General features: G+C 64.9%; 11 protein-coding genes and 2 tRNA genes. 3 read left to right on the forward strand and 10 right to left on the reverse strand.

The window, feature by feature from the left end:
• Nucleotides 1-96: 96 nt before the first annotated feature.
• The 3 genes from ACSQ1X_RS15470 to ACSQ1X_RS15480 are packed head-to-tail and all read right to left on the reverse strand — an operon-like array spanning nt 97 to nt 3,267.
• The gene (locus ACSQ1X_RS15470; protein ID WP_436058281.1) at nt 97-996 is read right to left on the reverse strand and encodes a carbohydrate ABC transporter permease; all 900 of its coding nucleotides are present in this window, start codon (nt 994-996) and stop codon (nt 97-99) included.
• Nucleotides 996-1,940, reverse strand: coding sequence for a carbohydrate ABC transporter permease (locus tag ACSQ1X_RS15475; protein ID WP_436058282.1), 945 nt, complete (start codon nt 1,938-1,940; stop codon nt 996-998). Before ACSQ1X_RS15475 ends, ACSQ1X_RS15470 begins: the two co-directional genes overlap by 1 nt.
• Before the next feature lie 25 nt (nt 1,941-1,965).
• Nucleotides 1,966-3,267 carry an ABC transporter substrate-binding protein gene (locus tag ACSQ1X_RS15480; RefSeq protein ID WP_436058283.1) on the reverse strand — a complete coding sequence of 434 codons (1,302 nt, stop codon included), beginning with the start codon at nt 3,265-3,267 and terminating at the stop codon, nt 1,966-1,968.
• Between the two features lie 225 nt (nt 3,268-3,492).
• On the opposite strand from ACSQ1X_RS15480, the gene ACSQ1X_RS15485 reads away from it, so the two are divergent.
• The gene (locus ACSQ1X_RS15485) at nt 3,493-4,695 is read left to right on the forward strand and encodes an ROK family protein (protein ID WP_436058284.1); all 1,203 of its coding nucleotides are present in this window, start codon (nt 3,493-3,495) and stop codon (nt 4,693-4,695) included.
• Nucleotides 4,696-4,801: 106 nt separating this feature from the next.
• On the opposite strand, the gene ACSQ1X_RS15490 is transcribed toward ACSQ1X_RS15485, so the two are convergent.
• Nucleotides 4,802-6,373 (reverse strand): Na+/H+ antiporter, encoded by a 1,572-nt coding sequence (locus ACSQ1X_RS15490; protein ID WP_436058285.1) that lies wholly within the window; start codon nt 6,371-6,373, stop codon nt 4,802-4,804.
• 104 nt (nt 6,374-6,477) lie between these two features.
• Nucleotides 6,478-7,137: an SDR family oxidoreductase gene (locus ACSQ1X_RS15495; RefSeq protein ID WP_436058286.1), complete on the reverse strand. Its 660-nt coding sequence runs from the start codon at nt 7,135-7,137 to the stop codon at nt 6,478-6,480.
• 118 nt (nt 7,138-7,255) lie between these two features.
• Between ACSQ1X_RS15495 and ACSQ1X_RS15500 the strand changes: the two genes are divergently transcribed.
• Together ACSQ1X_RS15500 and ACSQ1X_RS15505 are read left to right on the forward strand one after the other, a co-directional pair.
• On the forward strand, nt 7,256-9,322 hold the full coding sequence (locus ACSQ1X_RS15500; protein ID WP_436058287.1) for an acyltransferase family protein: 2,067 nt from the start codon (nt 7,256-7,258) through the stop codon (nt 9,320-9,322).
• 169 nt (nt 9,323-9,491) lie between these two features.
• On the forward strand, nt 9,492-10,766 hold the full coding sequence (locus ACSQ1X_RS15505) for a glycosyltransferase family 87 protein (RefSeq protein ID WP_436058288.1): 1,275 nt from the start codon (nt 9,492-9,494) through the stop codon (nt 10,764-10,766).
• On the opposite strand, the gene ACSQ1X_RS15510 is transcribed toward ACSQ1X_RS15505, so the two are convergent.
• The 5 genes from ACSQ1X_RS15510 to ACSQ1X_RS15530 form a co-directional block, all read right to left on the reverse strand.
• On the reverse strand, nt 10,753-11,691 hold the full coding sequence (locus tag ACSQ1X_RS15510) for a hypothetical protein (protein ID WP_436058289.1): 939 nt from the start codon (nt 11,689-11,691) through the stop codon (nt 10,753-10,755). The two genes, ACSQ1X_RS15505 and ACSQ1X_RS15510, sit on opposite strands and share 14 nt — an antisense overlap.
• A gap of 1 nt (nt 11,692) precedes the next feature.
• Nucleotides 11,693-12,202 carry an RNA polymerase sigma factor gene (locus ACSQ1X_RS15515; RefSeq protein WP_055799627.1) on the reverse strand — a complete coding sequence of 170 codons (510 nt, stop codon included), beginning with the start codon at nt 12,200-12,202 and terminating at the stop codon, nt 11,693-11,695.
• A gap of 120 nt (nt 12,203-12,322) precedes the next feature.
• Entirely contained in the window at nt 12,323-13,153 is an 831-nt protein-coding gene (gene yidC, locus ACSQ1X_RS15520; RefSeq protein ID WP_436058290.1) for a membrane protein insertase YidC, read from the reverse strand.
• 145 nt (nt 13,154-13,298) lie between these two features.
• Nucleotides 13,299-13,372, reverse strand: a tRNA-Met gene (locus tag ACSQ1X_RS15525).
• Between the two features lie 62 nt (nt 13,373-13,434).
• Nucleotides 13,435-13,506: transfer RNA gene (locus ACSQ1X_RS15530), tRNA-Thr, on the reverse strand.
• Between the last annotated feature and the right edge of the window lie 25 nt (nt 13,507-13,531).

Genomic DNA, 13,531 nt, shown 5'->3' on the forward strand with positions numbered 1-13,531 from the left:
CTTTTCTGGTGTTGGTTGTTCTTTGGTAAAGGGAAAATTGGATGGGTACCGGGATGCTGCGCCCTGCTTGCTTGCGCCCTGCTTCAGTGCGCTGTCCTACTTCACTGCGCCCCGCATGACTCCGGAGAGTACCCAACGTTGGGCCAGGATGTAAACCACCAGGGTGGGCGCCATGGCCATCAGGTAAGACGCGAAAGCGAGGCTATAGTTGGTGTTGAATTCGCCCTGGAACAGCATCTGCACTACCGGCAGTGTCTGCAGCGCCGGATCCGCAATCAACATCTGCGGCAACAGGAAATCGTTCCAGGAGCCGAGGAAGGCGAAGATCCCGACCGTGGCGTTCATGGGGGCCAGCAGCGGGAAGATGATCTTGCGGAACACCTGCCACGTGGTGGCGCCGTCCATGCGGGCCGACTCCTCGAGTTCCACCGGGATGGAGCGCACGAAGGCGATGTAGAGCAGGGTGTTGAACGAGATGCCGCCGAGGACGTGCAGGAACACGACGCCGGCGGGGTTGTCCAGGCCGAGGAGTGCCGTCTGCTTGATCAGGGGCAGGATGATCACCGGGAACGGGATGAACATTGCCGAGAGCAGGTAGACGAAGGAGCCCCGGAAGAACCGGTGGTTCCAGTTCCGCGCAATAGCGTAGGCCACCAGGGAGCTGCTGGCCAGCGAGCCAAGGACGCTCAACACGGTCACGAACGCCGTGGACATAAAGGCCCGCGGGAAGTTGGTGGCCACGTAGGCGGCGGCGAAGTTGTCCCAGTTCATCGGGTTCGGCCAGGCGAGCCCCGTGCCGGTGCCGATCTGGTCCGGGGACTTGAGCGCCATGGCAACGGTGAAGTAGAGCGGCAGCAGGACGGTCAACGAAGCGGCCAGCATCAGCGCGGTGAGCCACCAGTTGATCCTGAAGCCCTCGCGGTTGGACCGGCGGTTGCTGCGGGCGGGGGCGTCCGCGGTCCGATGTTTGGAAGCGGCAAGTGTGGATGCGGTCATTAGAGTGAAACCCCCCGGCGCTGGATGAGGCGCAGCTGGATGACGGAGATCAGCAAGGTGATCAGGAAGTAGATGACGGCGTTCGCCATCTGGTAGGAGTAGTCGCCGCCGGTGAAGCCGGAGAAGATGCGCATGGCCACGGACTGCGTTGCCATGCCGGGGCCGCCGCCGGTGAGGCCCACGATGATCTCATAGGTTCCGAGGAACCCTTTGAAGCCAAGGATCACATTGATCACGAGGTATCCCAGGATCAGCGGGAGCGTCAGGCTGAGGAACTGCCGGAAGCTGCCGGCACCGTCGAGGTCCGCGGCTTCGTAGACCTCGGAAGGCACGCTTTGGAGCCCTGCCAGGTAGATGATGGTGGCGCCGGGCGCCGCCTGCCACACCGTGACGAGGACGATGGCGAGCCAGGCGAGGTTCTCGTTGGCGAGGACGCTCGTGGCCAGCGGGGTCACGCCGAACCGTTCAGCCAGCACCGGAAGCGTGTTGGAGAACAGGTAGTTGAACACGAAGGAGACGATCAGGGCGGAAAGCACCATGGGGATGAAGAACACGGTGCGGATGCCGGTGCGCCATTTGATCTTCGCGTTGAGGCCCAGGGCGATGGCGAGGGCCACGACGTTCACCACCACGGTGGTGGTCAGGGCGAACACAAACGTGAAGATGTACGACTGCAGGACGGCGGGGTCCTTAAAGATGTTCACGTAGTTCATCAGCCCGATGAACTTCCAGTCGCCGTAGCCGGCGTAGTTGGTGAGGCTGAAGAAGACGCCCACGAGTGCCGGCAGGGTGATGAAGAAGGCGAACAGTGCCAGGACGGGCACCACCATCCAGTAATACGTGGGATCGATCCGGCTCTTGGACCGGACGGTGCCGGCGGCGGACGTGGGGTTGTTGGGTCCTGCGGGAGGGGCTGTCTGGGCCACCCGGGATGTTGTAGTCATTGAGGCTCCTGGAATTGGGTGGGGGTCAGACCGCAGTACGCTCGGCGACGCGGCGCCATTCGTCGTCGAGGGCGGCGAGGAACTGCTCGCCGTTCTTGCTGTACACAAAGGACTGGATGTAGTTGTTCACGGGCACCGACGGCGGGAAGTAGGTGACTGCGCCCTGGAAGTAGCGCGCCTCCTGCACCGCTGCATTCAGTCCGCTGATCTGTGGATTGCTGACGGCAGGAGCGTCCGTGAGCGGTGAGAACGCCGCGTTCTTCTCGTTGTACGTGTTCACCACGGACGGTTCCAGCAGGTAGTTGACGAACCGCTGTGCCGCGGCCATTTTGGGCGTGTTCCGGGTGATGGAGAGCGCCATGTCCACGTTCACGCGGGCCTTGGTGTCCTCCGGGTTGTTGGTCACCGGCAGCGGGAAGCTTCCCAGCCTGATGTTCTTGTTGGCCGCCACAAGCTGTGAAAGCGCCCACGGGCCCTGCAGGTACATGGCCGCCTGCCCCTTGGCGAACGCGGCGTTGCCGTCCGCGTAGTTCTTGCTGGCCGCACCGTTCTGCGAGAACGAGGCGAGCTGGAGCATCTTGGGGAGGGCGGGGCCGAAGCTGTTGGCAAACGACTCGGGGGCATCCTTCGTGATCTTGGCACCCTTGGCGTTGAGCTTCGTGAAGAATTCCCCGACATCCAGCGCACCGCCGGCCGCGTAGTCGAACATGCCCTGGGCGAGGGTCCACGGATCCTTGTACGTTCCATAGATCGGCGCGATGCCGGCGGCTTTGAACTTCTCGCAGGCCGCAACGAAGCCGTCCCAGGTGGTGGGGACTGACACGCCCTGCGCCTCGAAGATGTCGCGGTTGTAGATGACGCCGGCCGCCGCAAGCGAGAACGGCAGGGCACTGGTCTCGGTCCCCTTGTACTGGCCCCAGGAGTTGACGAGCTCCTGCATCTTCGGGTCGATGGTCTTCGCAACGGGCATGTCAGAGAGGTCGGCGAAGATGCCCTTTTTGACGAAGTCGGCAGTGGCCTGGGCGAAGCCGCGGGTCACCACATCCGGCGGATCGTTACGGACGAGGCCCGGAACAAAGTTTCCCTCGTTGAAGTCCTGGACCACGCGGATGTCCGGGTTCAGCGTCTCGAAGCCTTTGATGACCTCGTTGAAGTAGTCCACCACCTCGGGCTTGTTCTGCATGAACCGGAGCGTGGTGACTCCGTTCTGTGCAGCGGGCGTGGCGCCGCAGCCGGAGAGAGGAACCATCAAGGCGGCCCCGGCGAGGCCGGCGGTCCGGAGCAGGGAACGCCTGCTGAGCAGTGATGCGGGCAGGGCCGCGTTCACAGGGCGGGGGCTGACGTGCGGTGGTGAGTGGGCTGTGCCTGCGGTGCGGGCGGGCAGTGCTTCAGGATGCGGTTCACAGTTGCTCCTTTGCAAAAGGCTGAGTGAAGGGCTGGAGGTAGAGCCTGCAGTCGGCGGCCGTCCGGTCCACGATGCTCTAAGTTTATATGGAATCTAAATTTAGTTCCTCAAGTATTATGTGGTGCAGAGCACAGAGAGGTCAACACCATGTCGGAAATGACGGCGGCAACGCCCCAGCTGCTGCGCCGTGTGAGCGCCGGGGCAGTGCTTGAGTTCATGCGCGCTTCCCAGGCGGTGACGGTCACGGAGGTCATGGAAGCCACGGGACTCACGCGGGCCACCGCCATTGCCGTCTGCGAGGACCTCATGCAGCGCGGCTGGATCAGGGAGCTGGAAAACCAGCGGGCCTTCGGCGGCTACCAGAAGGGAAGGCCGGCGCGCCGGTTCGAGCTCAACGAGCGCGCAGGGTGCGTCCTGGGCATGGATGTGGGAATTTCCAAAGCCACGGTGGTGGTGTCCGATCTCCGCGGCAGGGCCCTGGGCCGGTCCAGCCAGCCGTTCGCAGGTGCCGAGATCTCGGCGGAAGAACGGGTCGCCGTCGTCGACCGGACCGCTTTGATGGCCCTCCACAGCGTGGGTGCCTCCCCCGACTCCGTGCTCGCCGTTGGTGCCGGAATCGCCGCACCCGTGGACCGCAACGGGGAGGTGCTGGTGACCCAGCACTTCTGGGGACTGTTCGACGTCGGCCTGAAGGCTGCGCTCAAGGACCTGCACGGCTGGACAGTCCTCCTGGAAAACGACGCCAACCTCGCCGCCCTGGGTGAGCGCTGGCGCGGTGCGGCGGCCGGCGTGGACGACGTCGTCGTGATTCTCGCCAGTGAACGCCTCGGTTCGGGGGTGATCGACGGCGGGCGGCTGCTGCACGGCCGTGCCGGCGGTGCCGGCGAGCTTGCGTTCCTTGACATGGTGGAGGGCGTCGGCGACACCTTCGGCATCGCTGCCCTGGCCCGCGTCTGGGCTGCCGAAGCCCTTGCGGGGAAGGCCAGGACCTTGCTCCGGGAGCACGCAGGCGACGGCGTCGAGGCGGAGCATGTTTTTGCCGCGGCCGCCGCGGGGGATGCCGTTGCCCTGGCAATCCTCGACCGGCTGGCGGACAGGATGGCCAGGGTTATCGGGGCCGTGGCCACCATCATCAACCCCGAGCTGGTGGTGATTGGCGGCGCCGTGGCAAACTCGGCAGGCGTGCTGCTGGGGCCGATCGCTGAACGCCTGCCCGGGTACACCGCCACTCCCCCGGCCGTGGCGGCGTCCCCGCTGGGTGACTCAATCGTGACCGTGGGTGCCGTCCGCTGCGCCCTGGACTTCGTGGAGAAGAACACGCTTGACCTGGAGCTCGCGGCCCCCGCTTAGGCATCGTCGCCCCAAGCAGGCCCGTCCCAGCCTGCCAGTCCAGAAAGCGCGAACGGACAGTTGAGGCCCCGGAATCCGGGGCCTCAAGTGTCCGTTCGCGCTGATCCTACTCCGGCATGATCATGGTGCGCAGGTCCAGCTGGCGCAGCACACGGTCCGCGACTTCCGGATCCATGTCCGGTTCGTTCCGGGCGGCCACCACTTCCTGGCGGGCGGCATCAAGCGCAACAGTCTGCACGGCGATGGCCAGTTCCCGCCCGCGCTGGCGTTTCTCGTCCAGGGATTCGTGCCGGAGGCTTCCATCCAGCAGTTCGGCGTGCAGCCTCGTCATCTTTTCCTTGACGAGCGCCACTTTCTCCGGCGGGAGCTCCTTGACGAGGTCGTTGTCCTTCAGGGCGGCGATTGCGGCCTGCTGGGCGCGTTTGGCCAGGACCCGGGCCGCGTCCCGTTCTTCCGAACCGTCGCCGCTGGCCTTCAGGACTTTCATCAGCCAGGGCAGCGTCAGGCCGGGCAGCACCAGTGTGGCCAGCAGTACCGCGCAGGCGATGACCAGCAGCTGGTCCCGGGCAGGGAACGGCGTCCCGTCGGCCAGCGTCAGGGGCAGGGCGAGGGCTAGCGCCAGGGTGGCGAGGCCCCGCATGCCGCACCAGGTCAGGATGAGGACCTCCTTGGCGGACGTGGGCTGCAGGAGGTTCTCCCGCTTCCGCGCCGAGGCCGCCAGCAGGGCCAGCCACAGGAAACGGACCGCAAACACGATGACGCACACCACCACCGCGGTGCCGATCATGCCGTAGATCTCCGTACCCTCGTCGTGGATGACCTGGCGGATCTCCAGCCCCACCAGCCCGAAGGCCAGCCCGGTTACCAGCAGCTCCACCACGTCCCAGAAGGCCGTGCGGGTGACCCGTTCGGCGGCGTCCTGCGGCCGCGAGTGCCGCTTCATCTCCAAGGCGGTAACCACGACGGCGATCACGCCTGAGGCGTGCACCTCTTCCGCCAGGATGTAGGCGGCAAACGGCACCACCAGGGTGACCGCGCTGCGCGCCACCATGGAGGTCACCAGCCGCGTGATCAGCGCCGTGACCCAGCCCATGGCGATGCCGACCAGCACCGCAACCGCAGCCCCCGCCACGAACTTGAGGACGACGTCGGGCCCTACCCTGCTGCCCGAAACGGTGGCAGCCACGGCAGCCTGGAAAATGACGATGGCGGCGGCGTCGTTGAAGAGGCCCTCGCTTTGCAGGACCGTGATGAGCCGCCGCGGCATGTGCACGCGGCCGGCCACGGATTCGACGGCCACCGGGTCCGGCGGGGCCACCATGGCGCCCAGGGCGATCGCGGCGGGAATTCCGATGCCCGGGATCATCAGCCAGGCCGCCCCTGCCACGGCAGCGGTGGACACGACCACCAGGGCCACCGCGAGCATGATCAGCGTGCGCCAGCGGACCCGGAACACGGCCCAGGAGCTGCGCTGGGCCGTCGCGAACAGCAGCGGCGGCAGGAAGATGGGCAGGATCAGCTCCGGCGAGATGTCCATTTCAGGAAAGCCGGGGATGAAGGTCAGCGATGCCGCCAGGATCAGCATGAGCACGGGATAGGGCAGCCGGAGCTTATCCCCCAGACCCACCGCCACCACCGTGGCAAGCAGCAGTCCGATAATCAGTGCCAACTGGTCCATAGGCTCACTTTCCCCGAAGTGGAGGCGCCGCAGTGCTCTGCAGGCGCCTCCTCCCACGATATCGGGTGCGGGCCGGTGGCTACTCCGTGTTCAGGCGGCGGGGCCTACTGCGCCGGCTGCAGCGCCGCTGCGACGGGCAGGGTGCCGTCCCGGAACTCGATGGTGCGTCCGGCGGTTTCCGGCAAGCCCAGGACGGCGGCGGTCACGAGTGCCACGTTGGCCCGTGATGTGGCGGTGCCGGCGGAGGTGTCCGCCGGATCGACGTCGATGAGGCCGTTGCCGGGGCCGTCCGTCAGGGTTCCGGGGCCCAGGATGGTCCAGGCCAGGTCCGTGCCGCGCAGGTGCTGGTCCGCGGCGGCCTTCGCCTCGGCGTAAGCGTGGAAGCTGTTGTCCGCCGGGACTCCGTGGTCCGGTCCGGCGCCGAAGTAGGACACCATGACGTAACGCCCGACGCCGGCTTCCGCCGCCGCCTCCATCGAACGGATGGCCGCGTCCCGGTCCACCGCATAGGTGCGGTCGGGGCTGCCGCCGCCGGCGCCGGCGGACCACACCACGGCGTCCTGGCCGCTGAGGGCGGCGGCGAGTTCCGCCGTCGTCGAGTGTTCAACATCCAGGACCGAGGGCGTGGCGCCCGTTGCCGCGACGTCCTCCGTATGGTCCGGGTTGCGGAAGAAGGACGTGACGTCCTCTCCCTCCGTGGTGAGAATCCTGGCCAGTTCCAAAGCCACTTTGCCGTGGCCGCCGATGATTGCGATGCGCGTCATTGACCCATTCTGTCCCAAGAGCTAAGAGTTGGCACAGATAGGATACTCGCTAGCTGACCGGTCCCCACATGAAGGCATCATGACACAACCCATAGCAGTAAGACATCGTGCCGCAGCGGTGCCAAAGCCAAGACGAAAAGACATCCAGGGGCTGCGCGCCGTCGCTGTCCTGGCAGTGATCGCTAACCACGTCTTCGGATTTCCTGGCGGCGGCTTCGTTGGCGTCGATGTCTTTTTCGTCATCTCCGGATTCGTGATCACGGGCGTCCTGCTGCGCGAGCATGACCGGCACGGTCGAATCGATTTCGTTGGCTTCTATAAGCACCGGGTCCGCCGGATCATCCCAGCGTCCACCGTGGCACTTGTTGCCACGGCTATTGCCGCCTGGCTGACCTACTTGCCCGGCCGCGCCAATACCACCATCACTGACGGAGTGTGGGCGCTTCTATTTGCGGGGAACTGGCGGTTTGCGAACAACGGCACCGACTATTGGGCCGCCGACGCGCCTGTTTCGCCGCTGCAGCACTACTGGTCGCTAGGCGTCGAAGAACAGTTCTACTTCGTTTGGCCCGCCATTGTCGCGTTGGTACTTGTTGGTGCCGGCGCGAAACGAGCCGGCGGCCGGGTCCCCCTCGCGCTCACCCTCACGGTGCTCCTGCTTGCCTCGTTCGCGTGGGCGGTCCATGAGACGGCCGCAAGCCCGTCCTGGGCCTACTTCTCCACCTTCTCCCGCGCCTGGGAACTGTGCGTCGGAGCGCTCGTCGCAGTCACGGCGGGAGCATTCGCTCGCATCCCGGCATCGGCGCGCCCGGTGCTGGCGTGGATCGGTTTGGCCGGCATTGCTGCCAGTCTCGCGGCAGTGACCAAGGACTCGGCTTTCCCCGCGCCCTGGGCTGCCCTTCCGGTCATTGCAACGGCGCTGATCATCATCAGCGGAACCGGCGTTGAGTCACGCGGCATCCGCCCGCTGACCTGCCGGCCAATGACGTACGTGGGCGATATCTCCTACTCCTTGTATCTTTGGCATTTCCCGGTAGCAATCCTGCTGGCGTCATTTCTGCCCGGTGCCGGCCCGATCTACTATCTGACGGCGTGCGCGGCCACGGCATTACTGTCTGTGCTCTCCTACTACTTCGTTGAACAAGCAGTGCTGAAGTCGGCGTGGCTGAATACCCCGCCCGGGAAGACGGCCTCTGCCCGGCTCTCCGCAGGTCAACGGACCGGGCTTTTCGTCGTTGGGGCCACAGCTGTTGCCATACTGTGCCTGGCCATCACCACACCGGCAGCCCCGGGAGGTGCTGGCGCACCAATGGCCTCAACGCCTTCTGTTCCGGGGTCCGCGGATACCGGAGCGCCGGCGAACCAGGCAGCGCTGACTGCCCGACTTGACGCAGCGCTTGCCAGCACGGACTGGCCGGAACTGAAGCCGTCCCTGGATACAATCCTGTCCGACACCCGCCCGGACGAGGACAAAGAAGGGTGCGGAAAGACCGATCTCAGCAAGCCCGACTGTTCGTGGGACACCGGTAAGCGGGAAACGGTGGTTGTGCTTGGCGATTCCACCGGCATCACCCTCCTTCCCACGGTGAGGGCCGCGTTGGAAGACAGTTACAACATACGCGGTATGACCATGGCCGGTTGCGGGGCCACCGACGTGCAGGTCAAGGCGGACAAGCAGGAGTTTACGGAGGAGTGCGCCCGGTTCAGGGCCGAATCAATTGCAGCCATCAACACCCTTAGACCCTCCATGGTGTTCCTGTCCAGCACTTCCGATGTACTGGACAAACTGGCCTCCGGCATTCCCGAGGAGCAGGCCGGAGCCGAATGGCGGCAAGGCACCGCCAAGGTGTTGAACGCACTGGCGCCGAGCGGAGCCAAACTCTTCGTAGTGTCGGGCCCCCCTGCAGGTAAGCCTCCGGTCGAGTGCGCCACGCGGTCCAGCACACCAATGGACTGCCAGTACGCGGTGCCGCCGAGTTTCACCATTACCGCAAACGCCATGGAGGATGCGGCAGCAGAGGCGGGCTCCAGCTTCATTGACACGAGCGCCTGGTTTTGCTCCGGAAACAAGTGCCCGGCCTTCATCGGAGAAACCCCGCTCAAACGCGACGCCGTGCATACCACCAAACAGTACGCCGCGCTCCTCTCGAAAGTGTTCAAGGAGGCCGTTGCCTCCGGGCGTTAGCGGACAGGGCACCCGGCCGCGGCCGGAGGGGCCGCGCCGGAGAGTGGCACCGGCGTCGTCAGTCCCACAAGTCCCTGCTTGTGCGTAAGCTTGTCGGAATTGGGCGGGCAAGGGCCGGCTCACCTCAATTGATGCACGGCTGGCCATGTGCCCAGCCGATCGGGAGAACGTGAAAAACAACCTGAAGATGTGGGACGTCCTGAGGATGCTCGTCCCTCTGCTCGCCGTACCGTACTTGTTCCAACAGGCCATGCTCGACGGACTCGATCTTAAGGTCTACTGGGCCGCAACCAGGGAGTTGGCCAACGGGGGCGAGCTTTATGCGCCAGGGCTGCCGGGGACCCCCTACGGGGGCATGGCGTTTACTTACCCGCCCTTCGCGGCAGCGATCCTGGCTCCAATGGCGATGCTCCCGGTGGAAGCTGCCCTCGTGATCCAGACCCTCTCCAACTTCCTCATTGCTGCGGCTCTGGGCGCCGGGATAACGCGCTATCTCTTCATCAAGGGCGTAATCCGGGTGCCGCCCGGACTAACGCAGTATCTCCTGACCTCCGCTTTCGTCATGGGCCTGCTTCTCATGCTCGGCCCGTGGCGGAACTCGATGGCACTTGGTCAAATAAACCCTTTGCTGATGGGGCTCATCGTGGCTGACCTGCTCGGTTCAACCCGCCGCCGGCCTAACGGGCTCCTTCCGCGGGGAATCCTCACCGGCATCGCTGCCGGGATTAAGCTCACTCCCCTGGTCTTCCTGCTCTATTTTGTGGTCCGGAAGGACTTCAAAGGCGCCGCGCGGATGCTGGGAACGTTCGCGGCCACCGTGGCGATCATGGCGGTGACAGCACCGTCGTTGTCGCTTCAGTACTGGCTATCGTCGCTGCGGGACACCAATCGCGTGGGAACTCTTTCACGCTTTGAAAACGTCTCCATCCGTGGCTTCATCGCCCGGCTCAGGGTGGACGATGGGCTGGCCTCTATCTTGTGGATCGTGGCGTCACTGGCCGTCATCGGCCTCGGGGCGCTGGCGGTCTACCGCCTGCGGTCGATGGAAGACCACTGGGCGGCGGTGTCAGCGACAGCACTCGTTATGCTGTTGATTTCGCCGGTCTCCTGGAGCCACCACTGGGTGTGGGTGGCAGTCGTGGTCCCTGCTCTTATGGGCCGCTTCGCCAACGAGGGCACGGAACCGTTCCAGTGGCGGAGGTTCCTGGGATCTTGGCCCGGAGTGCTCTCGATGCTGGTGGTCGCCACATTCGCCTTGCAGCCGCCCGAAGCCGCCAAAGTGTCCGGCTCCCCTGAACCGTATGCGGCAATATCAACCATCTCCGAAGTCGTGGTCGAAAGCGGAATCTTTGCAGGCGTGCTCACCTTGTTGTGGTTTGCACTGGCGCGCATCCCAGGCAACGAAGCTCGGATTCCTGGATTCAGCCCCGCTACGAGTATCTGAGGCTGAGGAGCATGGTCTTCAGCTGCGCATATCGTTCGCTCCCCATCCATTCCCGCGCCGCATCTGGCGTGGCGAAGACGGGCTGTTTTTCGGAGTCGAACACGACATAGGCCGACATGACGCCGTTGGGCAGGCGGATCTGGTTGGTGCCGGAACTGTCCTGGGTGGGCAGGAATTCCTGCGCCAGCCTGACGTCCATGAAGTAGTAGGCGGGGGTGCTGTCCGCGGGCTCCGTGGGGTCCGGCATCCCGGGATAGGGGACGGGGAGGATCTGGTCAGCGGCGAAACCGAACTCGGCAGGGTTCCCTGACGTGTCGGTGATGCCTGGTACGGGCGCATGGTCAAGAACAGTGCGCTTGACGCTGCCTGCCGCCCCGTCGCCGTACATCCCGCTGAGGACCCGGGCCACCTCCGCGCCGGCGTCGTCAGTCACCACCGCGACGACGGCCCCGGCCTTCGCCTCCTCAGTCAGGTAGGGTCCCTGTTCCGTCCGGACACTCCACTCCCGCGGATGCGAGAACGACAGGTGCCCGTCAGGGAAGACAAAGGTTCCGAGGGCTGCGGGCCGGGCCGGCGCCGTTGACGGTGTTGCCGGGGGCGTCGCCGGCGTCGCTGCTGTCGGCGTCGCCGTCGGGTTTTCCGATGCGGTGACGGTCGTGGCCGGTCCTGGCGCGGACGTCACCGGACCGAGGTTGGTGGACGCCAGCACACCGGCGGTGACTGCGGCAGCTGCCAAAGTGATCACGCCGGCCAGGCGTGCGCGCCGCAGCCTGCGTTCCTCGAGCAAGGTTGCTCCCGCCGGGAGTCGGTCGCTGAACGCGGCCGGTTCGGACAGCATCCGACGAAGCGCCGCTTCACCGTCGGGGGTGGACGGATCGTTGCGCACGGGATCGGTCGCGGAAATCCTGTTCTTGATCGGATCCATTTCAGGCACCCATCCTCTGTGTGATCGATTCTGCGCCCGCAGGCATGTTTTTCCGGAACGCCGCCCGCGCCCGGTGCAGGCGGACCTTGGCGGCGGACTCGCTGCACTGCAGCACACCGGCGATCTCCGCCGTGCCCAAGCCGTCCCAGTAGGCCAGCTGGAGAATGTCCCGGTCTTTCTCCCGCAGACCGGCCAGGGCATCATGCACGGCCAGGTTTTCGGATCCGTCTCCGAAACTCAGGACCGCCGTGGCACGCAGCCTCTCCTGCAGCGCCCGCTGGCGGTCACGGCTCCGGTACGCATTACCGATCAGGTTCCGGGCAATCGACAGCAGCCAGGCGATCTCGGGGCCCTGCTCGTCAGTTTCTTTCTGCCACACCACACGAAAGACATCGGCAGCGATTTCCTCCGCCACTTCCGGGGATTCCACCCTCCGGCGCACGAACCTGAAAACCGCTGGATAGCTGTCTTTGTGTAACGCGATAAACGCCAGTTCCCGCTCGGAAAGCACGATATCCCCCTGATGAGTAGTCCTGAGCCGCCCTCTATCCGTATTGTTTCCGGACCACCGCCACCCGTTACGCAAGTTCCAGGAAATTTTCGGCCTTCCCCGGGCCGGCGTTGTCCAGGATCACCGCCGCGAGGGAACGTGACCGTTACCGGGCGCAGGCCGCTGCGTGACGACGAACTGCTGTGCCAGGGTCCAGAGGTTGGAAACGGTCCAGTAGATCAGGACACCGATGGGGAAGACGATTCCACCGGCCCCGAAGACGACGGGAAGGATGTAAAGGATCATCTTCTGCTGCATCATGACCGGACCCGACGGCACTTCCTCGGACGGGGTCCTGGCCATGATCAGCTTCTGCGTGAAGAACTGTGCCGCCGTCATGGCCAGGATCATCACGATCGAGAGGGTCCAAACAGCCACCACGTTGCCGCCAGCAGGCGTGCCGTGCAGCAGGGTGGCGGACAGCGGTGCACCGAAAATGCTCGACTCGTCGAACTGGACAACTTGTTCGTGGCTCATGGCGCCAATGCCGGCACCCTTATCGCGGGCCGCCGTGATGCCGGAGAGCACCTGGAAGAGGGCCAGGAAGAAGGGCGTCTGGATCAGCAGTGGCAGGCACGCCGAGAACGGGTTGGTTCCGTGCTTCTTGTAGAGCTCCATCTGCTCCTGCGCCATGGCCTGGCGGGACAGCTGGTCCGTCTTGCCCTTGTACTTGTCCTGCAGCTTCTTCAGGTCCGGCTGCAGGAGGCGCATGCGGCGCTGGGCGTTGACCTGTTTCAGGAACACGGGGATCAGCGCGGCGCGGATGACCAGTACCAGCCCGATGATGGCGAGCGTCCAGGTCCAGCCGCTGGCGGCCGGCATGCCGAGGGTTCCCAGCCCTTCGTGGAAGCCCACGATGATGACGGAAACCAGCCACTTGAACGGAAGCATGATTGCTTCAATGAAGTCCACTGAGATCCCCGTCCGCCAGTTGCTGCAAAGCTACTGCGAATCGTGGCGCTTGTCACGGTGCAGGCCTGCGGCACGTCCGCCCGCTGGACTGGAAGGGAAAACAGGAAAGCCCCCGGAATCTTGAGGATTCCGGGGGCTTATCCTGTAGCGGTGGGGAGGCTCGATCTCCCGACCTCACGATTATGAGTCGTGCGCTCTAACCAACTGAGCTACACCGCCACGAATGAGAAAAACCTGCATCAAGCCGGTCAAAAACCGCCTTGACACAGGCCCTCATTCAGAGCCCCCCACCGGAATCGATCCGGTGACCTCGTTCTTACCAAGAACGCGCTCTACCACTGAGCTAGGGGGGCAACGAGTAAATACTCTACCGGAAGA

This window comes from Arthrobacter sp. LjRoot78 (assembly GCF_964254335.1).
GTDB lineage: Bacteria > Actinomycetota > Actinomycetes > Actinomycetales > Micrococcaceae > Arthrobacter.

Coding starts and splice junctions, on each gene's coding strand:
- ACSQ1X_RS15490 (WP_436058285.1), bottom strand. CDS start 6,373: ATGGACCAGTTGGCACTGATTATCGGACTGCTGCTTGCCACGGTGGTG.
- ACSQ1X_RS15475 (WP_436058282.1), bottom strand. CDS start 1,940: ATGACTACAACATCCCGGGTGGCCCAGACAGCCCCTCCCGCAGGACCC.
- ACSQ1X_RS15510 (WP_436058289.1), bottom strand. CDS start 11,691: ATGGATCCGATCAAGAACAGGATTTCCGCGACCGATCCCGTGCGCAAC.
- ACSQ1X_RS15470 (WP_436058281.1), bottom strand. CDS start 996: ATGACCGCATCCACACTTGCCGCTTCCAAACATCGGACCGCGGACGCC.
- ACSQ1X_RS15485 (WP_436058284.1), top strand. CDS start 3,493: ATGTCGGAAATGACGGCGGCAACGCCCCAGCTGCTGCGCCGTGTGAGC.
- ACSQ1X_RS15495 (WP_436058286.1), bottom strand. CDS start 7,137: ATGACGCGCATCGCAATCATCGGCGGCCACGGCAAAGTGGCTTTGGAA.